Here is a 24789-nt window from a genome sequence, read left to right on the forward strand (position 1 = left end):
TGATCAGTTGGACATAATCAGACCTATATAGGACTTACGCAAAAGTCACGTAATTACGTCATTACGAGCGCAGCGACGTAATCGCCTGAGATTCTGGGATTGCTTCCCTACACTTCGTTCCGGTCGCAATGACAAATTTTGCTTGCGTAAGTCCTGCTATACAACGGAGTTGGCTCGAAAAGTCTGTTGTGAGGAATTTTGAGCTAAATTCACAATCTAAAATTGGTATGAGTATAATTTTTGGCGCGTCGCTTGAGCTAGCTTTGCCTGAAGCTAGCCGCAGCCGATGCCTAAAATAATATGTAGCAAAAATTACCCTGCTAAACTTTCAATCAAATGCCAATGGCGACTATGTTCAATCGCCTGCTTGATAAATTCAAACATTTGTCGGCAGTGATTATCTAGTTGGAGTGGCAGTTCCTCATTTTTAACCACAATACTCATCCGGGTTTCTGTTTCGGTGGCTGTCGATTTATCAATCAGTACTTCCACTTTAACCATTTTAGAAAATGGAACAGTCCCAGGTATCTCTCGAGCCATAATGTAATCGCCTGTGTAGTATTGAATATCAAATTCACAGTCTTGTAGCAAATCTACAAGCAACGGCTGGAGATGCTCAACAGCAACAGAAACAATAAATGAACAGGTATAGCGAGCCATAATAGCCCCACGCCTTGCAACACTCCGTCCATCCTATAATATCGAAGCATGTAAACAGCAAGTGATTACAGATTCATTAAAGAAATCTCATCCAAAATCTCAAACCAAGTCTTTTTACCCAAAAAGAAAAACGTTACAAGCTGAAAATTTGATAAAAAACTTTAAAATAGGTTTTGGCGGAGGTAGAGGATTATGAAAATAGCAATTGCGGGAGCATCAGGATTTATCGGTAGTCGTTTGGTAACACGACTCCATCAGGAAGGTCATAGCGTGTTAGTGTTAACTCGTAATACAACCTTTGCCAGAAAAGTTTTTCCCTCTCAAGCGTTCTCCAATGTAGAGATTATTGCCTATACACCCACTGTATCCGGCCCTTGGCAGGATGCGATCGCAGGCTGTGATGCTGTGGTGAACCTAGCAGGGGAACCCATCGCTGAAGAACGCTGGACACCAGAACACAAACAAGAGATTCTGAATAGTCGTCAGCTAGGAACACAAAAAATTGTGGAAGCAATAGCTAAAGCTAACCCCAAACCACAGGTGTTAGTCAACGCCTCAGCTATTGGGTTCTATGGGACTAGCGAAACTGCTACCTTTGACGAAACCAGCCAATCTGGAAATGATTTTCTCTCGGAAGTCTGTCTCGCTTGGGAAGCAGAAGCAAACAAAGTTAAAGATGCTGGTGTACGCTTAGTAATTCTCCGGTTTGGTATTGTTCTGGGAATGGGTGGCGCTTTGGGTAAAATGATTACTCCCTTCAAACTCTTTGCTGGTGGCCCTATTGGTAGTGGTAGGCAATGGTTTTCGTGGATTCATCTAGATGACGGAGTTAATCTGATTCTGCAAGCGATCGCCAAACCAGAGATAGAAGGTGTATATAATGCTACTGCACCAAATCCAGTCCGGATGACAGAGTTAAGCCAAACTCTGGGACAAGTAATGCATCGTCCTTCTTGGTTACCTGTACCAGCTTTGGCTTTAGAAGCGCTTTTAGGAGATGGCGCAAAAGTAGTATTAGAAGGTCAAAACGTGCTACCTAAGCGCACTGTGGCATCAGGCTTTGAGTATCAGTATCCTGAATTACCAGCAGCACTTAGGGAAATTTTGCAATAACGTCAACAGTCAATAATTAAACTAATCAGCCTGGAATTTGCGCGACACCCAATTGATTAAACCGCTGAGTAACGCGCCTCCCATAAGAATCCCCAGCGCGGGGTTAAATAAAGGTTGCCAGAGTTGATGCCACAAATCTAGCCCTAAATTGATACCAGAAGCTTCTCCAATAACTGCGATCGCAAACCAGGCAAAGCCCAACAAAACCAGAAATACATCTGCGACTAAAATGTAGTTGAGCCAGCTTAACAATTTATCTTTCATACAGAAATAGTGATTGAAGGTGAGGGACTAGGAGCTAAGGATGAGAAACTCAGCTTGATTTTTATAGTCTCAATAATTCTACTATCTAGACCCTAGCCCCTAGCTTCAGAACCTTTATTGATCAAACAGCCAGCCTTTGACTTTTGCCAAACTCTGCCAATCTGGTTTTCTAGTTAAACCATCTTCGATGCTGTTTCTAACTTCCTGTTCCCATTCTTGATTTACAAAAATTAACTGTTGGGCAAAATCAATATGTTGCCGCAAACCTTTTTGACCGGTTTCTAACATCGCCACGGCGAGATTAATTCTGGCTTGTGGGTCTTGAGGATTAAGCTTGACTGCCTTGAGTGCAGCTTTGTAAGCTAAGTTGGCTTTGTTGTCTAGCATATATAACCAAGCCAAACAAGTCCAAGCAGAACTACTTTTAGGAGAGCGATCGCAAACTTCTTTAAAAACAGGAATTAAAGAAGCGGCGCTTTCTCCTGCTTTATAGCGTTCTAAACCTGTATCAAACAGGGAGTCAACAGTATTAGTCATTGGTCAGTTGTCAAGGGTCAAGGGTCAATAGTAAAGGATCATATAGTGAAGGATCAATAATTTAAGCTGTTGACTGTTGACTTTTGACAGTGGACTAGACACCAAATGACTTACCGCAACCACAAGTTTGGTTGGCATTGGGGTTAGTGAATTGGAAGCCGCCACCAATCATGGCATCGCTGTAATCCAGCATCAAGCCATAGAGGTATAATAGGCTTTTGCGATCGCAAACAATTTTGAAGCCATCATAGTCAAAAATCTCATCCTGGGGGGTAATCTTGCTGGCATCTTCAAAGTCCATCATGTAGGACATCCCAGAACAGCCGCCTTGTCTTACGCCTACCCGTAAGCATAAATCTTGAGTTTGTCTGTCACGGAGAGATTTTACTTGACGTAATGCGGTTTCGCTTAACTGAATTCCACGTTGTTGTGGCTGAGTGGCTTGTGTCATATGCTGTTTCAACTCCTGAATTGCTTTAACCAGTATGCTGGGGTTGTAGTTAGTGTTTTTGTATCCATTCTAGCGACATTGATGTCCCTGATTGGTAAATTGTAAAGACTGCGTCAAAAGCGGCTAAATATTTTTATTCTAGAATTGATAGATTCGGTGCGTTTTAAGATTCGCTATTTTGGGAGATTTAGCCTTGCGGTAGCCTAAATTGCCAGTAAATATTTAGGTAAAGGCTAGGAAAATTGCATCTCAGGCTAACTACTCCCAAAAATTGACGGATAAACTGCTTCTTTTAATTAACTTACTCTATGACAAGTTTTAATCGCTCTACCAGTCGTCGGTTGAAGAAATTAACCCAAATTCCTTCTGTATGGGAGGGCGATCGCCGTCCGTTGTCATCTTCCCAAACCCAGCCCAGAGATCCAGAAGGAAAGGGCGATTGTATTCTTTGGGTGGACGGTTCCCAAGGTATTGTCAGAGGCATGGATGTAGTTGCCACAGAAACAGGGCCGGAGGCGGTTGTTCGGACTTTAATGCGGGCGATGGAACATCCCCATAGTCCAGCAAAACCAGCTCGTCCCCAAAGAATAGTCGTGCGCGATCGCGAAATCCAATTTTATCTGCGTGGAGTATTACAAGATTTAGACATCGCCATTGACTACGCACCAGAATTGCCTTTAATTGATGAACTTTTTCGCTCTTTTGGGGAAATTCTTGATAGTCAAATCCCTGATTTACCTCCTCAGTATGCCCAAGCGTTACAAGAAAAGGCTTTCACGATTTGGCAAGCATCTCCTTGGCAATTTTTGGAAGAACAGCAAATTTTATCCATAGAAATCAATAGATGGGATGTAGGTAAACTCTACGCCTCTGTAATGGGGATGCTAGGGATGGAATATGGCATTTTGTTCTACCGTTCCGAAGAATCCCTGAAGCAATTTCGTGCGGCTGTTTTACAAGATGAAGAATCACAAGGACGTTTAGAAGAAGCTTTTCTCAAGCAAGATTGCCTGTTTCTCACCTTTGAGCGTAACGATGAAGATGAAGAAGATGACGGTGATTTAGGAAATCTACCATTATCAGAAGTTGACCCTACCTTCGGTAATATCCACCCTTTAGAAGGATTGCGATCGGTTTTATATGACGAAGAAGCATTAGTTGTCTTTGTCGCTTTAGAAAGCCTCAACCGCTTTATCCGCGATCACCGTCGTCAACTATATGCAGATTCCTTCCCCAGCCTCAGCCATCGCTATCGGATTACACTTCCTCATGCCGATGAAGCAACGAAAACTGTATCTGTAACTGTCTCTACCATGCCAGAATTGGCAACAGAACTGGAGGAAATGGCAGGCTTAGATATTGATGACGAAATGTCAGACTCCTCCATGATGTTTCATTCATTACGAGATGATTTGATCCCCGAAGACTCGTTCTTAAGTTTGGGAGTAGTCTCTTGGGAAATGCTGGAGTATTTGCGCCAAGGCGTTACCTATCATCCTGTGGGTGAAATTGCCAAAGTAGGTGATGGTTTACCGGTAATTTTAATTCAAACTTCCCGCCCCAGAGCGAAGACAGTAATTGAAAATTTAGAAGCCGCTGGGGGATTAAAAGCAATTTGCTTTAATCCGGGTGCCGATCCCTTTGATGGCAATCAATACGACTTAGGCTTATTACAAACCCAAAATGGTGAATTATTTCTCTTCGGGGAATTTTTAGATGACGACCCCATCCACGTAGAAGCGCGCAGAAAATGGAATCAACGGTGTAAAAATACTAAAGGCTACTGTGGTTTAATTATTGCCAAAGGATTGACAGGAGCGGCTCGTGGCAACCCGCAATTACGAGATATGATGGCTTTATTTGAAGCGCGATCGCTTTCACCGAAAGATTTAGGTATTGGTACTCTGCAACTCGTACCGGAACTTCAATTTGAATAGTTTTTACTAGAAGGAGGATAAATGCCTCCCTATTAAAGGATTGTTAGGCACTTCCAAATAAAAAAATATCTCAGTATTTATTGTGGGGTGGACATCTTGTCCGCCCAGCTTATGTGGCGGGCAAGATACCCGCCCCACAAGATGGAATAATTTATTTCTTGGAAATCCCTTATATTTCATTGGGGATGGATATATTTATTCACGCCCCTTGTTTCTTGATGTTTGCTTTCCCAGCATCTAACTGAAGCAATAAGTAGTCAGACAGAATTAATTACACAAACAGGATTTACACAAGCAAAATTTGTCATTGCGACCGGAACGAAGTGTAGGGAAGCAATCCCAGAATCTCAGGCGATTACGTCGCTGCGCTCGTAATGACGTAGTTACGTGACTTTTGCGTAAGTCCTAACAAAGTCATTGCGAATGGAGCGTCCCGTTCGTGCAGCGTCTCCGTCAGGAGAAGCTACGGTGTACACACAAGTTGTAGCTGTAAGGGTTTCAGGCGTTATAGACCCCTTAAATTGTCATTACGAGCGCAGCGATAGCGGAGCGAAGTAATCGCATAATCCCGTAGTTTTTGCGATTGCTACTCTTCGAGAACGCTCCGCGAACGTCGTTCCTCCTCTCTACGAGACGCTACGCGAACGCAATGACAGGCTTCGGGAGCGTTCCAACAGCCCAGAGTTAAAGGGCAAAACCAAGCTTCAGGTGGAATTTCACGACTTGTGTGTACACCGTAGGTCAGGAGAAGGGAAGCGGAATCTTCGCTAGCAATGACTGTAAATATTTTTGTCCAAGTGCTGATCTTACTGCTTTATTTCGACAGTGGTGCTTTTCTGCGATGGAACTTGCCACCAAACCAAAATCCCATGTTGGCCTCAGTATTTTGACTCAGGATAGGCTGATGATTTACTTGCTCAAAACTTTATGAAGAAACTATAGTTTGCTGTTATATCCTTACTGATTCTGATATTTATATATGTATTAATTAGCACTCTAACGACAGGATTCGCCGCTTATTTCAGGCTTTTAAAATTACCAAACTTGTACAGACATTTGTCTAAGTTTTAAATTACATATTAGTCTTTTTTTATTTATGAATCTTATTCACTGAAACTTTAGACAGTTCTATTTTCTTATGTAATTTTTTTACAAAGTAAATAATTACTATGATTTAAGGCTTGAATAAAGATTACTTAAAGTTTATACGGAATCGCTATAATAAATACACCCAAAAAATATTGAAGTGTACAATATTTTTTATACAGTAACCTGATGTCACAAAATAATGATTGAAGACAAATAAGGTCTTGTGGCAATTCCTTGCATATTCATCACTAGCCAGGCAAGCTATTCAGGATTTATCTTGATAGTTATAACTCTAGTTATATGAATACTGAAAGATGCCAAATGTTTATAGTTGTTAAATAATTTAGCAAGTACCTGAGAACCTAAAAATTCACTTCTTCCAGAAAAAATAGTGGTAAATTGCCAGAACTATGAATAACACAATTTACCAAAGATACAAATGTAAAGCTGTTAATTTGGTAGCAATTTTCTCTTAATTGATAGCAGTGAATAACACCATCATTTGCTATTGCCTATAAGAACCAGAATTGATAAACGCAATCTACTTAATTAGGAGTTCATGACAATCTACTAAATTTTTGCGTCAAACTGTGCAGATGAGGTGTACACAGAAATTACCTCAACCTTCACTCTCATGGCATCTTCATTTATGAGTATAACGTTTTATGTCAGCAGCTAGATGCTATGAATGGTAACCACTTCAGAACAGAGAGGGTTAGTTTATCTGAACTGAATACTGATTAATAGCCAACTAGATATATTGCTAAAACACCTTTCCCAGAAAGCGTTTAACAATGTTAATGTTCTAAAACTTGATTGTTAGATCTTATGATATTATGTTTTTTCCAGAATTTTTTAACCAATTGAGTCTTAGGCGCAAAACAAATGCTTTTGCTAAAGAAAAAATTCAACTATCTTGATTTACTTAACAGTATGGACAACCCTTGATTTATAAAACTTCATTTTTTTGCTTCTACCAAGATACTCGTACCGATGCAAGACCTTTCAAAGGCAAGTGTGCGGTATTTTTCCTGTCACAACAGTATTAAAGCAAATATACCTTTTATATTTTATTGGAAAATGAACAATCTTTGAGAAAACTAGCATTTTTAGTGTTAATGGCATTGCTTGTTTACTGACACTAATTCTAAGAATTTTACCCTTTTCATCTTTAATTAGCTGTCTTTGATGATGTTAATATATAGCAACTAACATGATAATGACAAATAAGAAGTGGGCTGTAAAACGTATAACTGTCAATCTCGCTGCACAGGAAGCTGAAAAACTCGAACAATACTGTCAGCAAACTGGTAGACCTGCAACTGATGTAATTCGCGAATTGATTAGAGGCTTATCCATTGCTGATGATGCTAAAGAAGTAAGCAGGTAGACAGGTATTTGTCAACAATACTTTAAATACTTGTTTTTATTTCATTGCCCTCCAAATAGGCAATAAATCAAAGAGGAATCACTTTGGTCTTCTTCCAAAAGTAGAAGACTAAAGTTGAAAAAACAGTGGGTGGGAGAGTTTACCACATTGGGTAGTGTTGCAGATTTAAAATATGTGTATTTTAGATCTGGCTCAATGTAGCAACTGATGCCAAGTAGCATGATCAAATCTTTAGGAATATGAAGCTTAACTAAAATTTCTTAATTTTCGATTTGAGGAATTCCAAAAATTAAATTATCCAAATTTGCCAGCATAGGCGATGAAGGAATTCTTTCTCTATGCTTCCGTTGCTGAGATAGCGTACCCCTCCGGGGAAGCAAGCACGGATAGCACCTCGCAGAAAGGGGATATTTTTCAGTTGTAAATCCCTTTTTACCTAATCCTCTAGTCTCATAAACAAGAGACTCTGTGTAAACAGAGTCTCTTTTTTTCATATCTAGTAATCAGCTGCATATCAAAAACTCCACCGATCAGGAGATAGAGTTTTTAGGCATAAGGGATAAGCAACCAATGCCCTATGCCCTAAAGCGACAGTACAACCAATACTTGTCGGTTAAGGGCAAAAGGGGAAGGGGAAAAGGGGGAAGAAAAAACCTTTAACCCTTACCCTTTCACCTTTTCCCCAAACTAAATTCCGAGTTGAAAATCCTTAACCGAGCAGTATTGACAGTACAACTATCCTTCTGCGCCCAAAAGGGGATGGGGTTTATCGTCGCTTTCAATAAATAGCAAATTACGACACCAAGACAGTTACAATCTGTAAAGAAACTGAAAAGGAACGACGGAATGCGCGTTGCAATCGTAGGTGCGGGACTGGCAGGACTAGCCACTGCCGTAGATTTAGCTGATGCTGGCTGTGAAATCCAAATTTTTGAATCCCGTCCATTTGTTGGCGGTAAAGTTGGCAGTTGGGTAGATAGCGATGGCAACCATATTGAAATGGGGTTGCACGTGTTTTTCGGCTGCTACTATCAGCTTTTTGACTTGATGAAAAAGGTAGGGGCGATAGATAATTTACGCCTGAAAGAACATACCCATACTTTTATCAACAAAGGTGGGCATACAGGTGCTTTAGATTTTCGGTTCTTCACAGGTGCGCCTTTTAATGGTTTAAAGGCATTTTTCACCACCTCTCAACTATCATTACAAGATAAATTGCAAAATGCGATCGCTCTAGGTACTAGCCCAATAGTTCGGGGTTTAGTGGACTTTGAAGGGGCGATGCAAACTATCCGCGATTTAGATAAAATTAGCTTTGCTGACTGGTTTCGCAGTCACGGTGGTAGCCAAGGTAGCATTAAGCGGATGTGGAACCCCATCGCTTACGCCTTAGGATTTATTGATTGCGAAAACATTTCCGCCCGCTGTATGCTGACAATCTTTCAGTTTTTTGCGGTGAGAACAGAGGCTTCCATATTGCGGATGTTGGAAGGTTCGCCTCATGAATATTTGCACAAGCCTATATTGGAATACTTGGCTACTAGAGGCACACAAGTTCATACCCGTCGGCAAGTGAGGGAAATTCAGTTTGCAGAATCAGATACAGAAACCCGTGTAACTGGGATAGTAGTTGCCCAAGGTGATACAGAGGAAGTAATTACTGCTGATGCTTATGTCTTTGCCTGTGATGTGCCAGGGATTCAGCGGATATTACCGCAGCAGTGGCGTAAGTGGTCAGAATTTGACAATATCTACAAACTAGATGCGGTGCCTGTAGCAACAGTACAACTGAGATTTGATGGCTGGGTAACAGAACTGCAAGATGAGGAAAAACGCAAACAGCTAAATCATGCGGCTGGCATAGATAACTTACTTTACACTGCCGATGCTGACTTTTCTTGCTTTTCTGATTTAGCACTGAGTAGCCCTGCGGATTATTATCGCCCAGGACAGGGTTCATTATTGCAGTTAGTACTGACACCGGGAGATCCATTTATTAAACAAAGCAACGAAGCGATCGCCCAGCACGTCCTTGGGCAAGTGCATGAACTCTTCCCCTCATCGCGGGAGTTAAATATGACTTGGTACAACGTAGTCAAACTTGCCCAATCTCTCTACCGCGAAGCACCAGGTATGGATGTATATCGTCCTAACCAAAAGACACCTGTGCCGAATTTCTTCTTGGCAGGTAGTTACACTCAGCAAGATTATATCGATAGTATGGAAGGAGCCACAATTTCCGGCAGGCGGGCAGCAAAAGCAATTTTAGAGAATGTCAAGCAATAACGAACCGCAGAGGAAGACAGAAAAATGTCAGACTGGCTAGAGCATAGTGTACAGGTAGAAGTAGAGGCTCCTATAGATTTTGTCTGGAGTCTCTGGTCTGATTTAGAACAAATGCCCAAATGGATGAAGTGGATTGATTCGGTAAAGATTCCACCCGATAATCCAGAGATATCTATTTGGAAGCTAAGTACTGGCGGTCTGGATTTTACCTGGAAATCTCAGATTCTCAAAGTTGTACCCAATCAGATTATTCAATGGAAATCGATTGATGGCTTGCCAAATCAAGGGGCGATTCGCTTTTACGATCGCCACGATAGTAGTATTGTGAAACTCACCGTTTCCTATGCTATTCCCGGAATCATTGGCAAAATCATGGATAACCTATTTTTAGGACGGGCGGTGGAGTCTACAATTCAAGCGGATTTGGAAAGGTTTAGAGAATATGCTTTGAATGCAAAAGCTGGGTAAATAAGGGTAATCAATTTCTTGATGTCTCAATCTGAAAATTGGATTTTTTCAGGTTTGATGAATTAGATCATGACTGAGTAGATAGGTCAAGAATGATAGAGGAAAATCAACCTGAAAATCCAGAGGATGAGAAATTTAACCCGGTGACAGATCCTAGAGACTGGTCAGCTGCTGCAACAGAATTGGCTTGTTTTGCAGTAGCAAGAAGTAAGGGTAAGCGATTGGTAAAAATTATTAATACTAAAAAACCACCTATGCAATTTATTTGTATTTTCGAGGATTATCCAGAATGAAGACATTAGCTACTGAAATTCCAGTAAATACAATCATTCCTGTATTTACTGCTATAGGCGATCGTCAGTGGCAGAAATTTAAAGATTTAGAAGCAGATTTTATTAGCCAGCATGGGGTAGAAGTTTGGCAAGAAGTATTCAACTTTCGAGTCTTACCAGCATTGGATAAAGACTCTAGTCGATGGCTGCTGATTCAGTGGTGTAATGAGGGGATTATTTGGGAAAAAAATGTAGTATGAGGCGCATTAGCCATCAATGGGCTGATTCCACCGCAAAATACCGCCCTCATCAACATATTTGAAAGCAATCTGTCAGCTTGGTGATAGCTGTCTGATCACCATGTTGGGTCACTAAAGAGATTAATGGTTAATTGTTCGCGTCCTGGGGGTACGGCTGTGATACAAGCGCGGATGGTTTCGCCATCTTCTAATTCCACAGTGCAAGCGTGACAAGTCCCCATGAGACAGCCAGTAGGGATAAATATCCCCGCCCGTTCTGCTACATCTAATAGGGGTTCTCCCACTTCAGCTTCTACTGTGACATCATCTGGTAAAAAGTGGACGCGAACATTCATCAAATACCAACCTCTCTAAGACAAAAACGGCGTTAAGTCTAAATGGTTTTCAATTTCAGTGGCTAGGGAGTCTAAAGTTTGCTCTCGCTGTTCTCGGTAGTTAGCAACACCAGTAGGCAGAGATTTGAGACCCCGTTGTTGACGGAGGCGGTTTAACCAAGCCCTTCTCCAAGGGCCGTTGTCAAAGATACCATGAAGATATGTACCCCAAACTGATTGACAACTATCTACTAAGCCTAGATTAATATCATCAAATAGAGGCTGGTAGGCTTGGTTATCAGGTTGCTGTTCAATCCGCGATCGCCCTTGATGAATTTCAAATCCATAAACTGGTAAGCCCATTTGCGGGAAGTTTGAGCTGACTTGGCGCTGGCGGGCAATTTTCTGTCCGGTAATTACAGTTCTAATTGGTAATAAATTTAGCCCTTGATATCTGCCAGCTTGTCCTTCTATGCCCTCTGGGTCAGCGATGATTTGACCCAGCATTTGATAGCCGCCACAAATCCCTAATACTGTGCCACCAGAAGCCGCATAATGTTGTATGGCTTCTGCCATGCCGCTTTTTTGTAGCAGTAACAAGTCAGGAATTGTGGTTTTAGTACCTGGTAGAATTACTGCATCTGGATGACCTAATTCTTGCTTAGGATTGAGATATCTTACAGATACCGACGGTTCTGATTCTAATGGATCGAAGTCGGTAAAGTTAGAAATTCTCGGTAAGCGCAGAACTGCAATATCTAGGTCAGCTTGGGATTTATGGGCTTTCCTCTCCAATAAATCTAGGGAATCTTCCGCCGGGAACATATGTTCCAAGTAGGGGATAACACCAATCACAGGGATACCAGTCCGCGCTTCTAACCATTTGATACCTGGTTCTAAGATGGAGCGCTGTCCACGGAACTTGTTAATTACAATACCCTTGATTAAATCGCGTTCGTCTTGGTCTAATAGCTCTAAAGTGCCTATAACATGGGCAAATGCACCACCTCTATCTATATCTACTACCAATATGGTTGGTGCATTTAAATACTTAGCAACTCGCATATTTGTCAAGTCGCGATGCTTGAGATTAATCTCCGCAGGACTACCAGCGCCTTCACAAACCAACAAGTCAAATTCTGTACCTAAATGTTGTAGGGATTCTTCAATTGTCCGCCAACCCAGTTCAAAATACTGCTCGTAGTAATCTACCGCACTCACCTTACCTACAGGTCTGCCTTTAAGAATGACTTGCGAGGTCATATCACCTTGGGGCTTCAGTAAAATGGGGTTCATTTCTACCCAAGGTACAACTCCCGCCGCCCAGGCTTGCACTGCTTGGGCGTAGCCAATTTCTCCCCCGCTAGAGGTTACATACGCATTTAAAGCCATATTTTGACCTTTAAAGGGAGCCACTCGCCAGCCACGGCGCGATAAAATGCGACAAATAGCTGTAGTTATTAGTGATTTCCCCGCGTGGGATGTTGTCCCCACCACCATAATTGATTTCATAATGACTATCGGTTGTTCGACATAAGGGGCGGAATTTGAGGGTTGAACGGTAAGCTGGTAATCCGCTCTTCAACAGGTAACAAGCTAGGAAGTAGTTAGAAGCGCGATTTTGCCTCTAGCTTTCCCACATTTTTGTTGTACTTTTTACCATCACCACACAAACTCAGTCTAATGCTGATGATAAAGATTTTATAAATGCGGTCGATGCTTGCGTATATATTGTTCCCTTTTTCTCCCTCATCCTAACCTTATTAGTTTCAAATTCTAAAAAGGTAGTCGAAACCAACGAGTCAAAGCGTTTTGAATGCGATCGCTCCATGAAGGCTGAGGCCAATTTTTATTTTGGTATTGTTCTGCTAATTTTTGACCCAAGGGTGTGAGGCGGAAACTATCGGTAATTCCTTGACCATCAACTTCGCGCCGCAATACACCAACTTGAATTAGCCAGTCTAAAGCTTGATCGCAAGCTAATTCTGATAACGGCTGCTTGGTGTAGCCAGACTTGATACCATTATCTTGTGCGATCGCACTCACTGAGACACTCTGCTGACGCATCGCCTCTAATAAAGCCGGATTGAAGGGAGAACAAATTAGCGATCGCTCCGCACGTTCTATAGTGCTTGGAGAATAGGAAAAAGCTTTGGGGTTGGAAGAATTAACAACAGTCATACAATTTTGGATTTTAGATTTTGCGGAAAGTTGTAAGGAGGGTTTCCCTCCGTGGCAAACTTTTCAAGACGGATTTTGGATTGACCCCAGCATAGCTAACAGGGGGTTTGAGGATTTTGGATTTTCGATTGATTACACAGCGAAACGGGGGGCTTGTACCATCAATGAACTGTTGGTCATTTGAATCTGGGGAATTTTATTCCTTGAGGTAATTAATTTAATTATTGTAAATTATTGTAAAATTTCAAATGCCCCAATAATCACCAAATAAGAAGGGTTCATTATGGCTCTAGCAGTCGGTACCGATGCACCTCAATTTACCGTCAAAGATACTAACGGTAACACTGTGTCTTTATCTGATTTTGCAGGTAAGACAGTAGTTTTATATTTTTACCCCAAAGATGACACCCCAGGCTGCACAAAACAAGCTTGTAGCTTCCGGGATGCTCAAAGCGACTATCAAGGTAAAGATATTGTCGTACTGGGTGTGAGTGCAGATGATGAAGCTTCCCATCAGGCATTCACAGCAAAATATAATCTGAATTTTCCTTTACTGGCTGACACCGACCACAGCCTAATCAAAGCATACGATGTTGATGGTGGTGGTTACGCCAAGCGTGTTACCTACGTCATCGACCCCAGTGGCAAAATTACCCATGTTGATGCCACCGTGAATACAACTACTCACGCCAGTGATGTTTTAGCTGCTCTAGGGCTATAGAATTTCCCATTTAAAATCAACTAAATTATAGGGGCACAACGAAGTTTTTCTACGCTGTGCCCCTAATTATATAGACAATCGATTTCTGGTAATCCTTTAGTTTTTTGCTGGTGCTGTCTGCCCTGCTGTTGGATTTTGTGGGAGTATAATCAGCGGTGAACTTTGGGGAGCTGTTCCTAGTTGACCCCGATTTTGAATTGCTTGTTGTTGTCTTCTTTTAAACTCCAGGGTAGCTTCGTCTAGTTGCTGATTTTGCTGATCTACATTCCAGTTGAGAGCGCCAAAATTTGCCTGGTGAATCAGGTTGAACATATTAAAATCTGAACTACCAGCACCAGGAAAGGGATTGGCATTATTTTGGTTGAGATCGCCACTATTACCAGAATCAACTGTACCTAATTGAGCCAGGCTAGGTTGAGCCAGTAAAGAAGCAAAGCTAATTCCGGCGACGGTAATCGCTGCGAGTTTAGTCAGGGGTAGGAATATTTTTTTCATAGGAATCTTACCCTAAATTTTGCAATGAAATTATGCTTATATCTTAAGCAAGAGTTCGTCGAAGTTGGGGTTGAATACTTAATAAAGCCACAACAGCAAAGCCCAGTAATATTAATAATGCTTCGCCAAAGGTAACAGCACCCCAAGGAGCCTGCATCACGACACTACCCAATCCCCAATTACTGTGGAGATAAAGATAGCGGATTGGTTCAATGGCGTAGCTGAGAGGGTTCAGAGTAGCTACTATCTGTAACCACTGGGGCATAAAAGATAAAGGTGCCAAGGCTGTACTGGCAAACAATAGCGGTAGGTTGGTGACGAAAATTACGGCGATGAGTTCAATGTGCCCAGGGAGAGCAAAAGCCAAACCCAAAGAAATAGCTGTGACACCCAAAGCCAAAAGGAAGACAATTAAAGCGATCGCACCCAGCCCAGCTATATCTGGTAAGCCCGCGCCTAAAAATGCTGCTGCGCCCACAATTACCGCCGCTTGCAGTAAACTTTGACTGATAATAAAAATTGCCGAAGCAAAGACAATCGAGAACCGCGAAGCTAAAGGTGCTACCAGTAAGCGATTTAAAAAGCCAAACTCCCGGTCAAACATTACAGGAAGTCCAGCATTCAAAGCCCCAGCAAATGCTGTAAAAACAATCACACCAGCAGCCAAGAATTGACCGTAATTTGTCGTACTGCCAAAAAGACCTTTAGGAGCATTTTGGAACAAAGCACCAAACAGCACCAGCCACATTACAGGCTGAATAATTCCCGCTACCAAAGTTGAAGGACGGCGTTGCAACTGAATAAACAAGCGACGAGTTAAAGCTAAAGTCTCCTGTACTAAGTCACCAAAAAAATTAGGAGTAGCATCAACATATCCTTGCGGCGATGTTGCTGGTTGCCAATTGATATCAGATTTTGGAGTAACACTCATAACAATTTTGGATTTTGGATTTTAGATTTTGGATTGGAAATTGGGCATGGGGCATGGGGCATTGGGCATCGGTAATGGGTAATTGGGGTTTGTAATTTGTAATTTGTAATTTGTCATTTGTCATTTGTCATTTGTCATTTGTCATTTGGTATTGTCTCCCTCATCTCCCTCATCTCCCTCATCTCCCTTATCTCCCTTATCCCCAGTCCCTAGTCCCCAGTCCCCACTCCCTACCTCATATTCTGCTTCTTCTCGGCTTTCGGATCGCGATTGGCTGCGGCTGCGAGTTCTGCATCCATGAGGGTGCGTCCGGTGGCAGCGAGGTAAACGTCATCTAGGCTGGGGCGAGATTGGGCGATGCCGAAAATGGGTAAGCCGGCTGTATTTAAGGCTTGCTGAATGGTAATCAACGCGTCATTCTGGGGGGTGACTACCAAGTTCAGAGAATTACCTTGGGCACTGTTGATAATTACTTCCTGCACCAAGGGCAAAGCTTGCAGGAGATGTTTCGCTTTTTCGGCTTCTTCAATGGGGGAGAATTCGCGAATTCGCAGAGTAATGCGATCGCCTCCTACTTGGTCTTTTAATTGTGAAGGTGTGCCAGATGCAATGACAACGCCGCGATCGATAATCGCCACGCGATCGGCTAGCGCGTCAACTTCTTCTAAATAATGGCTGGTAATTACTACCGTGGTTCCAGAGGCGCGTAACTTCCGCAAGAATTCCCACACAATAAAGCGGCTTTCGATATCAAGCCCTACAGTTGGTTCATCCAATACTAAAACATCTGGTGCATGGAGTAATCCAGCCGCCAAATCCAGGCGCTTGCGTAAACCGCCTGAATAAGTTCCAGTTTTTTTATCAGCGTATTCTTGCAAATTGAGTAAATCTAATACTGTCTCAATTCGCTGTTTCCCTACCGCGCTAGGGAGGTGATAAAGCGCTGCTTGCAGTTGCAGCAGTTCTTTACCAGTTAGTACCTTATCTAAAGCGACTTCTTGAGCCACATAACCTAACTTTTGTCTGGCTACTCTGGGGTTATCCAACACCGAAATTCCAGATACTTCGATTTTGCCAGCATCCGGCGTGGTGAGGGTACACAAAGCACGCAGAGTAGTTGTTTTGCCAGCGCCATTGGGGCCGAGTAAGCCAAAGATTTCTCCAGGTTCTACCTGAAATGAGACATCTTTGACGGCTTCCACCGTGCCATAGCGCTTTTGCAGATTTTGAATTAAAACAGCGGGAGCCATGACAGCTAATCCCCAACGATACAAATCTCAACAAAGTCTATCTATATTGTAGTGGAGTAGTGAGAAGTGAAGCGATCGCGTTGATACAGCTCCCTAATTTTAGAGACTTCCAACTAGAAAAATATTCTATCGCTAGGGGTGGCAGAGGGAGCAGTCTCAATGGGGTTTTACTCTTGTACAGACGCGATTAATCGCCTCTCTCCAAATCAGAACTCAGCAATTTTCAGTCAGCCTATCAGTATAAAAAATACTTTTTGGCTGTCATTGAAAACCAGTGTCATCCAAAAAGTATTTGCTGAAAGAAAATCGAGTTATTCATTTAGATAAACTCGATTGGAAAAAAGAATTATTCAACTATAAATTTGCGGCATTAATTACACCAAAACCCCATTTACTATCAAATGTTCCTGGGGGTTTACCAGGGATAGAACTATTTTTACGTAGTAAATCTTTTACTGTTGCTGGATCAAGTTTAGGGTCACGTTGTAAGAGTAAGGCGACTAAACCAGTGACAAATGGTGTTGCCATACTGGTACCAGCCATCACCACAAATTTAGAATTGAGCATCATCGAGCGATCGAGACTAGCATTTGCAGACAGGGTGGAAACAATCATTGCTCCTGGTGCCGCTATATCCGGCTTCTGAGCATCATTCCGTAATGGCCCTTCACTGCTGAACTCAGACATGGTATCTAATTCTAAGCCCATGTCTCGCAGCTGATTGTCAATATCTGTGTACTGGTTTTTTGTGGTATAAGCGGCAACTGTAATCGCACTGCTAGCTGCTCCCGGAGAGCCTATTTTTACAGCATCTTTAACACTTTTACCTGTAAAAAACACTGATGAGTGATCGTCAACTGCCCACACATCAAGACGAGTGTCGCTATCAGTGGTGTTACGTAAACGCAACTGCCAAATACCACCCATGACTGCAGAAGGGCCATTACCGCGAATTTGCACAAAGAAATTGTGGTCACCGTTGCCTTTATCTGGGGCTGGGGTGACGATTTGCACCCGCGAATCTGGTAATTGATAATCTTGGGTGGGATTACCATCTTTAATGATTTTTTGATAAGGGGTAACGAAACCGTTAGGACTTCGCAACGATACCTCTAACTCTGTATCGCCATCATACCAACCGTTTAACCAGACTATGCCTACTTGATTTAAAGGCACATTAAAGCGCATACTGGCTGACTTTTTAGCAGCTATCTTGGTTTGACCGTGAATGTTGTCGTTCCCTTCATTCCCAGCTGCACAGCAAACAATTCTGCCAGGGCCAGTTTCAGCATCGATAATGCGAGAGAGAGAATCACTACCATCATGGGAATCAGCGTGTCCACCCAAGCTGAGATTTAACACTACTGGGCGTTTCAAATCACTGGCTACACGGAAAACGTAGCGCACAGCATCGGCAATGTGGGCATCTTGTAAGTCTGATTTCACAATGACTAATTCTGCCTCTGGTGCGACACCTGAAAAATTTTCATCTGCACCAGCTGCAATTCCAGCAACATGGGTACCATGACCATCAGTATCTTGAGAAACGGTGATTTGTTCGCCTGTAAATTCGGCCCCATAGTCACCTTCTTTAACTCCTGGCCCTGGGAGTGTTTGATCCCAAATGCGTAAAATCCGCCCAGCAAAGGCAGGGTGTTTTGGATCAATGCCACTATCGACAATACCAATTAATACTCCTTTGCCAGTCAATCCAGTTTTGTTTTTAAACTCTGGTAATTTCACCTTTCCAGGTGCCGCATCCATCCGCAGATGTAGTTTGCGCGAAGGTTTGATGCGCTGAATTACATCTTCTTCCGATAAAGGATCTAAAGCTTGTAGCGGTAAAAACGCCGTTCGCACACTGCCAGAAGTCTGATTAACACGAATGCCATATTGTTCTAAATGGCTCAAGTCTGCATCAGGTTCGCAGTAGAGAAAAACGATACTTTTAGTTGGCTTAACAGAACTTTTTGGAGCAATGATACCAAGCGATCGCTTGTGTGTAGTTAAAGCTTGCTCTCCTTCATGTTCATAGTCTTCATAAGCCAACAGCAGCCCCGGAGAGAGTTTTTCGTGTCTCATTTTTTTCTCCACGTCTATGTGTTTTCCTAAAATTCATGTATTGGTTTTAGTAGTCTCAGTTGTTTTAGCACATACGGTTGGGACTGGGGATTGGGGAACTCGGGGCCCCCTCTGGGGATAAGGGGTAATGGGGACTGGGGATTAGGGATTGGAGATGAGGGAGCAGGGGGAGAAATAATTAATGACAAACACCAAGCCCCCAATTACCAATTACCAATTACCAATTACCAATTACCAATTACCAATTACCAATTACCAATGCCCCATGCCCCATGCCCAATGCCCCATGCCCAATATTTAATTCCAATCTTGCTCTTCTTTCTTACCGCGACTTTTATAAATTCCGCCGACATCATGAAGTTGGCGAGTCTTAGCAAATAATTCAGCTTCGCTCAAACCCCAGTGCTGTAAGACTTTATTTAAGCCTTGCTGGATGTCTCTAGCACCGGGAAAGCCTTGATACCGTATCCACAACCGAGCCAGTTCTGCTAAATTATAGTCTGTCGCCTCTTGAGCAAGTAAAATATCAATAGTAGGGCGATCGCGGTTTTGTAGGGGATGCTGTTGGTCTTTACCGCCAGATGCTTCAGTCATGGTAAATCCTATGTTCTGATTCCTGCGTTTTAAGTCTATCTAAGAGCAAAGGTACATCAAAGACCACTGAAAAATCAGCAACCTCTGTCAAATTTGTTACTAATGCTGGAAAGCTGACGAAACTCACTATTCTTACTGACGGCTACCACACCTGAACTCTTACGGCTCTCACTACTGTCATTCAACTTTAAATAAAGATACATTGTCATTAAGAAAATACATGAAACTTTAGATGAGGGTGATATATTATTTCACCCAAAGTCCAAGCAGCAAGGGAGCAATAACCCGCTATGTTTGAACACTTCACTTCCGAAGCAATTAAAGTAATTATGCTAGCTCAGGAGGAGGCACGTCGCCTGGGACACAACTTTGTAGGAACAGAGCAAATTCTCCTCGGGCTGATGGGAGAAGGAACTGGGGTTGCTGCTAAAGTGCTGACCGAATTGGGCGTTACTCTTAAAGAAGCACGTCGAGAGGTTGAAAAAATTATTGGTAGGGGTTCTGGGTTTGTACCACCAGAAATTCCTTTTACTCCTAAAGTAAAAAGCCTCTTTGAGCAATCATTTAAAGAAGCCCATAGTTTGGGGCACAACTACATTAATACAGAACACTTACTTTTAGGTTTAACCGAGGCTGGTGAAGGTGTAGCCGCCAAAGTACTGCAAAATCTGGGGGTTGACCTCAAAAGCGTCCGCGCTGCTGTAGTTCGCCACTTAGGTGACAACACCACAGTTTTCGCCGCAGGTAATGGTGGTCAAAAGCGTACCCAAACTCTCAGCCTGGAAGAATTTGGTAGAAATCTTACAAAATTAGCACAAGAAGGCAGACTCGACCCAATTGTCGGCCGCGATAAAGAAATTGAACGTGCTATTCAAATTCTCGGACGTAGAACTAAAAGCAATCCTGTCTTAATTGGTGAACCCGGCGTTGGTAAAACTGCGATCGCCGAAGGTCTAGCTCAACGTATTATCAATCAAGATGTGCCGGAAGTTCTGCAAGACAAGCAAGTTATTAGCCTAGATATGGGCTTGCTAGTTGCGGGAACTCGCTTCCGTGGCGACTTTGAAGAACGCATCAAGAAAATTGTTGATGAAATTCGCTCTGTCGGCAATATCATCCTGGTAATTGATGAAATTCACACTCTAGTTGGTGCTGGGGGTACAGAAGGCGGCTTAGATGCAGCCAATATCCTCAAACCTGCTTTAGCTAGAGGCGAACTGCAATGTGTGGGCGCAACCACCTTGGATGAATATCGTCAGCACATTGAACGAGATGCAGCCCTTGAGCGGCGTTTCCAACCGATTATGGTTGGCGAACCCACTGTAGAAGAAACTATCGAAATTCTCTACGGCTTGCGGGGAGCTTATGAGCAACACCATAAAGTGACAATTTCCGACGCAGCTGTAGTAGCCGCAGCCGAATTGTCAGACCGCTATATTAGCGATCGCTTCTTACCTGATAAAGCCATAGACTTGATCGATGAAGCAGGTTCTCGCGTCCGCTTGAGGAACTCTCAGTTATCTTCTAACAAAGAACTGAAGCGTGAACTCGCTGGCGTGACCAAAGCCAAAGAAGAAGCTGTCAGAGTCCAAGATTTTGACAAAGCAGGTAACCTACGCGATCAAGAGTTGGAACTGCAAAACAAACTCTACGCTGAGACAGAAGCAGGAACACCAGGAAAAAGTCCCGTTGTCGATGAAGAAGATATTGCCCAAATCGTCGCTTCCTGGACTGGTGTACCAGTCAACAAGCTCACAGAATCAGAATCCGAGCTACTGTTGCACTTAGAAGACACACTGCACCAAAGACTCATCGGTCAAGAACAAGCAGTTACCGCCGTATCTCGCGCCATCCGTCGCGCCAGAGTTGGCTTAAAGAACCCCAATCGCCCCATAGCTAGCTTTATCTTCTCCGGCCCCACAGGTGTTGGTAAGACAGAATTAGCTAAAGCCTTGGCAGCTTACTTCTTCGGCTCCGAAGAAGCCATGATTCGCCTTGATATGTCCGAATACATGGAAAGCCATACAGTATCTAAGCTGATTGGTTCACCTCCAGGTTATGTAGGTTACGACGAAGGCGGACAGCTAACAGAAGCCGTGCGGCGCAAACCATACACAGTGCTGCTATTCGACGAAATCGAAAAAGCGCACCCCGATGTATTCAATATGCTGCTGCAACTCTTGGATGATGGACACCTTACCGATGCTAAAGGTCGGAAAGTGGACTTCAAGAACACCTTAATTATCTTGACCTCTAATATTGGTTCTAAGGTAATTGAAAAAGGTGGCGGTGGATTAGGCTTCGACTTCGACAATGCAGCCGATGCTAGTTACAACCGCATCCGTAGCTTGGTGAACGAAGAACTCAAAGCATACTTCCGTCCAGAGTTCCTCAACCGTCTTGATGAGATTATCGTCTTTACCCAGCTTTCTAAGGGTGAAGTTACACAAATTGCCGATATCTTATTACGCGAAGTTGCAGGCCGCTTGACAGAAAAAGGCATTACTTTAGAAGTGAGCGATCGCTTCAAAGAAAGGGTAGTACAAGAAGGCTACAACCCCAGCTACGGTGCCAGACCTTTACGTCGAGCCATTATGCGCCTGTTGGAAGATTCTCTTGCAGAAGCGCTACTGTCTGGTCAAATCACCAATGGCGACACAGCGATTGTAGATGTTGACGATGACGGTCAAGTGCAAGTTCGTAAATCTGAACAACGCGAATTACTCTTAGCAAATGTTGGCTAATATTTATACCATGTCACTTTTGCGGTAAGATAGGAGAACTATTGCAATCCTGCCTGCCGCAGAGAAAGCAAGAGAGGAGTATTCTTGACAAAAATGTAGTGAAATGGTAATAGCTCTTTAAAACTCTGGTAGCAATACCAGGGTTTTTTTTGGGGCTTGTTTAATTAGATGACTAACGCCAATAGATTCTGGGTGGAGCGTGGAATAATATAAACGTGAATGGGCAGATTGGACTCACACTATGACCCAAGCCAAACAACAGTTTCAAAGCTTTGAAGAGTACCTGACCTACGATGATGGAACGGAGAAGCTGTATGAGCTATTTAACGGAGAGTTGATCGAAGTGCCGCCAGAATCGGGAAAAAATATTGCGATCGCGGTTTTCTTGCTGCTAAAATTTGCTGCCATAGTCGGTCATCTGAGAGTAAGACCCCACGGGCTAGAACTAGAAGTACGAGGAGAACCGCGAAATCGTTACCCTGATTTAACTATTATCCGCACTGAACATATTCAGCAGTTAGAGCAACGTAATACTCTTAGACTGTCAATGGCTCCCCCTTTACTTGTGATTGAAATCGTCAGCCCTGGTGAGTTACAGCGTGACCGAGACTACATAGCCAAACGCATACAATACCAGGATAGAGAAATTCCTGAATACTGGATAGTAGATCCCCAACTGGAAACAGTTTTAATCTTAGAACTTACTGGTAATGTTTACACAGAATTCAATACTTTTACAGGTGAAAACCGCATCTGTTCGCCCTTATTTGGAGAACTTGAACTGACAACAAATCAAATATTTACAGCCAGCAATTAAAGTGATACCAATTAATTGCGTTAAACTAAAATTTATCTGTTATTGATAGTCGTGAATCAAAAATTATTATGTCTTCTGCTCAAGATTTAGTCATAATTTCAGAAGACGCACCAGAAGATGTTATATTTCCTCCTGGTGACTTATACAGTGATGAACCGCCTTTGGAAACAGAACTACATTTGCGGCAAATACTGCTACTAATTGAGTGTTTGGAATGGTGCTGGAAAGAACGTCAAGATTTCTATGCTTGTGGAAATATGACAGTTTATTACAGTCCCCGTCAGCGCAAGTCTGAGCAATTTCGCGGCCCTGATTTTTTTGTAGTGTTAAATACCGAGCGGAAAATACGCAAAAGCTGGGTAGTTTGGGAAGAAGATGGTAAATATCCTAATGTGATTGTCGAGATTCTTTCTGACAAAACAGCCGCGACTGATAGAGGTTTGAAAAAAGAAATTTATCAAGATATTTGGCGGACTCCTGACTATTTTTGGTTTGACCCTGAAAGTTTAGAATTTCAAGGTTTTCATTTATTAGATGGACATTATCAACCACTGCAAACAAATGCAGATGGTTTGTTATGGAGTCAGCAATTAGGGTTATATTTGGGAATTCATGAATCAAAATTGCGCTTTTTCTCGGCTGATGGAAAACTGATACCCACGCCAGCAGAAGCAGCACAGCAAGAGCAAGAACAACGCCAAAAAGCCGAACAGCAACTTGCAGAAATGGAAGCTATACTGGCTCGTTATCGAGAAAGGTTTGGTGAATTACCTGAGTAATATTATTCTGTATCCTAGTGGTTCATCGTAAAAATTAGGAGAATTTGGGAATATTCAGATACTCGACTTCTTGAAGAATTCGGGTATCTTGCAGCCCAAGCAAATGAATGCAGAGTAATTCTCAGAGCCAGGGACTAATAATATAAAAAATATATAGATAAGTAAAATAAGTTTGGTTGAGAGTTGTTATGAGTTTCCGCAGGATTTTAAAAGCAGGTGAATCTTATACTTTTAGTAAATATTTTGAATTACCATTTACTATTGATGATATTTTGGCTGAATTAAACTGTAATATTGCACGAGAAAATCTGATTTTACCTCAATATTCAGAAAATTTAGACATACAATTTTTACAACAGCAACTGCAACGGAATTTATCCCACATTGACCTGGTGAATGAAACTACTAGAAGGGAAGCGTTAATTGGCCCAATTTTATTTGAGGTATGTACATTAACGAATCAGCGGTTGAATATAGAATATTCTATTGCTGTCAATGAATATCTTAAAGGAACTCTCGACTACTATATTGCAGCACATCAAAATTTATTAGTTATTGAAGCCAAACAATCAGATTTAGTTAGAGGATTTACTCAACTTGCTATTGAATTAATTGCGCTGGATCAATGGACTAAATCTACATCTCAGTTTCTATATGGAGCCGTGACTACTGGGGAAGATTGGCGTTTTGGCATCTACGATCGCGCAAATCGTCAAGTTATGCAAGACCAAAAACGCTATCAAGCGCCAGAAGATTTATTAACACTGGTAAAAATTTTAGTCGGTATTATCGCTGTCTAAGCCTACCCTAAGGGTTGGAGCGATCGCACTCAATATTGACCAAAAGCAATAACTTAGGGGCACAATCAAAAGCGATCGCTCGTTAAACTTGCTATCCCTCATCCCTAAAGCCTCACAGGGGGAACTAATTGATACTCACATTAGTCTTGCTTGTAAGGTTTTATTAAGCATTTGGCGAAAACAACTCTCAGAGCTTGAAGTTATGATTATGTTAAGCTGAACGTAAATCAGTAGATACACATCAGTAATAAAACATACTCGTATCTGATGATTCTTAGGTAAAGAAATTTGCCATAAGAGAAAGGTTTATTTTGGTTGCCAACTAAAACATTAAAGTAAGTAGGATGGGTTCCA

The 24789-nt window shown here is 42.3% G+C and carries 24 protein-coding genes; 12 read left to right on the forward strand and 12 right to left on the reverse strand.

What is annotated here, in order from left to right; genetic code table 11:
- Nucleotides 1-312: 312 nt before the first annotated feature.
- Nucleotides 313-660 carry a hypothetical protein gene (locus HG267_RS16955; protein ID WP_045870049.1) on the reverse strand — a complete coding sequence of 116 codons (348 nt, stop codon included), beginning with the start codon at nt 658-660 and terminating at the stop codon, nt 313-315.
- A gap of 192 nt (nt 661-852) precedes the next feature.
- On the opposite strand from HG267_RS16955, the gene HG267_RS16960 reads away from it, so the two are divergent.
- On the forward strand, nt 853-1773 hold the full coding sequence (locus HG267_RS16960) for a TIGR01777 family oxidoreductase (protein WP_045870048.1): 921 nt from the start codon (nt 853-855) through the stop codon (nt 1771-1773).
- A 21-nt stretch (nt 1774-1794) separates the two neighbouring features.
- Here the strand turns inward: HG267_RS16960 and HG267_RS16965 are convergent, their stop codons facing one another.
- From HG267_RS16965 to HG267_RS16975, 3 genes are all read right to left on the reverse strand, one after another.
- The gene (locus HG267_RS16965; RefSeq protein ID WP_045870047.1) at nt 1795-2037 is read right to left on the reverse strand and encodes a hypothetical protein; all 243 of its coding nucleotides are present in this window, start codon (nt 2035-2037) and stop codon (nt 1795-1797) included.
- A 114-nt stretch (nt 2038-2151) separates the two neighbouring features.
- Nucleotides 2152-2574, reverse strand: coding sequence for a tetratricopeptide repeat protein (locus HG267_RS16970; protein ID WP_045870046.1), 423 nt, complete (start codon nt 2572-2574; stop codon nt 2152-2154).
- A gap of 94 nt (nt 2575-2668) precedes the next feature.
- Complete coding sequence (locus HG267_RS16975) at nt 2669-3025, reverse strand: HesB/IscA family protein (protein WP_045870045.1); 357 nt, start codon at nt 3023-3025, stop codon at nt 2669-2671.
- A gap of 308 nt (nt 3026-3333) precedes the next feature.
- Here HG267_RS16975 and HG267_RS16980 point away from each other — a divergent pair, with 308 nt between their 5' ends.
- From HG267_RS16980 to HG267_RS17005, 6 genes are all read left to right on the forward strand, one after another.
- Nucleotides 3334-4962 carry a DUF6930 domain-containing protein gene (locus HG267_RS16980; protein WP_045870044.1) on the forward strand — a complete coding sequence of 543 codons (1629 nt, stop codon included), beginning with the start codon at nt 3334-3336 and terminating at the stop codon, nt 4960-4962.
- A gap of 2302 nt (nt 4963-7264) precedes the next feature.
- Entirely contained in the window at nt 7265-7441 is a 177-nt protein-coding gene (locus HG267_RS16985) for a CopG family transcriptional regulator (protein ID WP_194007814.1), read from the forward strand.
- Between the two features lie 846 nt (nt 7442-8287).
- Nucleotides 8288-9727, forward strand: a complete 1440-nt coding sequence (gene zds / locus HG267_RS16990) for a 9,9'-di-cis-zeta-carotene desaturase (RefSeq protein ID WP_045870042.1) — start codon at nt 8288-8290, stop codon at nt 9725-9727.
- Nucleotides 9728-9751: 24 nt separating this feature from the next.
- Nucleotides 9752-10195 (forward strand): SRPBCC family protein, encoded by a 444-nt coding sequence (locus HG267_RS16995; RefSeq protein ID WP_045870041.1) that lies wholly within the window; start codon nt 9752-9754, stop codon nt 10193-10195.
- 92 nt (nt 10196-10287) lie between these two features.
- A complete protein-coding gene (locus tag HG267_RS17000; protein WP_045870040.1) occupies nt 10288-10488 on the forward strand; it encodes a hypothetical protein in 201 nt (66 codons plus the stop codon).
- Nucleotides 10485-10727, forward strand: coding sequence for a hypothetical protein (locus HG267_RS17005; protein ID WP_045870039.1), 243 nt, complete (start codon nt 10485-10487; stop codon nt 10725-10727). The genes HG267_RS17000 and HG267_RS17005 overlap by 4 nt, the downstream gene beginning before the upstream one ends.
- A 95-nt stretch (nt 10728-10822) precedes the next feature.
- On the opposite strand, the gene HG267_RS17010 is transcribed toward HG267_RS17005, so the two are convergent.
- The 3 genes from HG267_RS17010 to HG267_RS17020 all read right to left on the reverse strand — a co-directional run bounded on the left by HG267_RS17010 (nt 10823) and on the right by HG267_RS17020 (nt 13222).
- Entirely contained in the window at nt 10823-11062 is a 240-nt protein-coding gene (locus HG267_RS17010) for a 2Fe-2S iron-sulfur cluster-binding protein (protein WP_045870038.1), read from the reverse strand.
- A gap of 15 nt (nt 11063-11077) precedes the next feature.
- Nucleotides 11078-12553: a cobyric acid synthase CobQ gene (gene cobQ, locus HG267_RS17015; RefSeq protein WP_045870037.1), complete on the reverse strand. Its 1476-nt coding sequence runs from the start codon at nt 12551-12553 to the stop codon at nt 11078-11080.
- 264 nt (nt 12554-12817) lie between these two features.
- Entirely contained in the window at nt 12818-13222 is a 405-nt protein-coding gene (locus tag HG267_RS17020; protein WP_045870036.1) for an Npun_F0494 family protein, read from the reverse strand.
- Nucleotides 13223-13505: 283 nt separating this feature from the next.
- On the opposite strand from HG267_RS17020, the gene HG267_RS17025 reads away from it, so the two are divergent.
- The gene (locus tag HG267_RS17025) at nt 13506-13943 is read left to right on the forward strand and encodes a peroxiredoxin (protein WP_045870034.1); all 438 of its coding nucleotides are present in this window, start codon (nt 13506-13508) and stop codon (nt 13941-13943) included.
- Between the two features lie 96 nt (nt 13944-14039).
- Here the strand turns inward: HG267_RS17025 and HG267_RS17030 are convergent, their stop codons facing one another.
- From HG267_RS17030 to HG267_RS17050, 5 genes are all read right to left on the reverse strand, one after another.
- On the reverse strand, nt 14040-14438 hold the full coding sequence (locus HG267_RS17030) for a hypothetical protein (RefSeq protein ID WP_045870033.1): 399 nt from the start codon (nt 14436-14438) through the stop codon (nt 14040-14042).
- A 43-nt stretch (nt 14439-14481) separates the two neighbouring features.
- Nucleotides 14482-15369 carry an ABC transporter permease gene (locus HG267_RS17035; protein WP_045870032.1) on the reverse strand — a complete coding sequence of 296 codons (888 nt, stop codon included), beginning with the start codon at nt 15367-15369 and terminating at the stop codon, nt 14482-14484.
- 230 nt (nt 15370-15599) lie between these two features.
- Nucleotides 15600-16619: a daunorubicin resistance protein DrrA family ABC transporter ATP-binding protein gene (locus HG267_RS17040; RefSeq protein ID WP_045870031.1), complete on the reverse strand. Its 1020-nt coding sequence runs from the start codon at nt 16617-16619 to the stop codon at nt 15600-15602.
- Nucleotides 16620-16973: 354 nt separating this feature from the next.
- Entirely contained in the window at nt 16974-18701 is a 1728-nt protein-coding gene (locus HG267_RS17045) for a S8 family peptidase (RefSeq protein WP_045870030.1), read from the reverse strand.
- 297 nt (nt 18702-18998) lie between these two features.
- Complete coding sequence (locus HG267_RS17050; protein ID WP_045870029.1) at nt 18999-19295, reverse strand: DUF3288 family protein; 297 nt, start codon at nt 19293-19295, stop codon at nt 18999-19001.
- 290 nt (nt 19296-19585) lie between these two features.
- Here HG267_RS17050 and HG267_RS17055 point away from each other — a divergent pair, with 290 nt between their 5' ends.
- The 4 genes from HG267_RS17055 (at nt 19586) to HG267_RS17070 (ending at nt 24435) form a co-directional block, all read left to right on the forward strand.
- Entirely contained in the window at nt 19586-22039 is a 2454-nt protein-coding gene (locus tag HG267_RS17055) for an ATP-dependent Clp protease ATP-binding subunit (RefSeq protein WP_045870028.1), read from the forward strand.
- 241 nt (nt 22040-22280) lie between these two features.
- Nucleotides 22281-22856 carry a Uma2 family endonuclease gene (locus HG267_RS17060; protein ID WP_045870027.1) on the forward strand — a complete coding sequence of 192 codons (576 nt, stop codon included), beginning with the start codon at nt 22281-22283 and terminating at the stop codon, nt 22854-22856.
- 68 nt (nt 22857-22924) lie between these two features.
- Nucleotides 22925-23635 carry a Uma2 family endonuclease gene (locus HG267_RS17065; RefSeq protein WP_045870026.1) on the forward strand — a complete coding sequence of 237 codons (711 nt, stop codon included), beginning with the start codon at nt 22925-22927 and terminating at the stop codon, nt 23633-23635.
- 188 nt (nt 23636-23823) lie between these two features.
- A complete protein-coding gene (locus HG267_RS17070) occupies nt 23824-24435 on the forward strand; it encodes a hypothetical protein (protein ID WP_045870025.1) in 612 nt (203 codons plus the stop codon).
- The last annotated feature ends 354 nt before the right edge of the window (nt 24436-24789 follow it).

It is taken from the genome of Tolypothrix sp. PCC 7601 (genome assembly GCF_025677855.1).
In the GTDB taxonomy this organism is placed as follows: Bacteria; Cyanobacteriota; Cyanobacteriia; order Cyanobacteriales; family Nostocaceae; genus Aulosira; species Aulosira diplosiphon.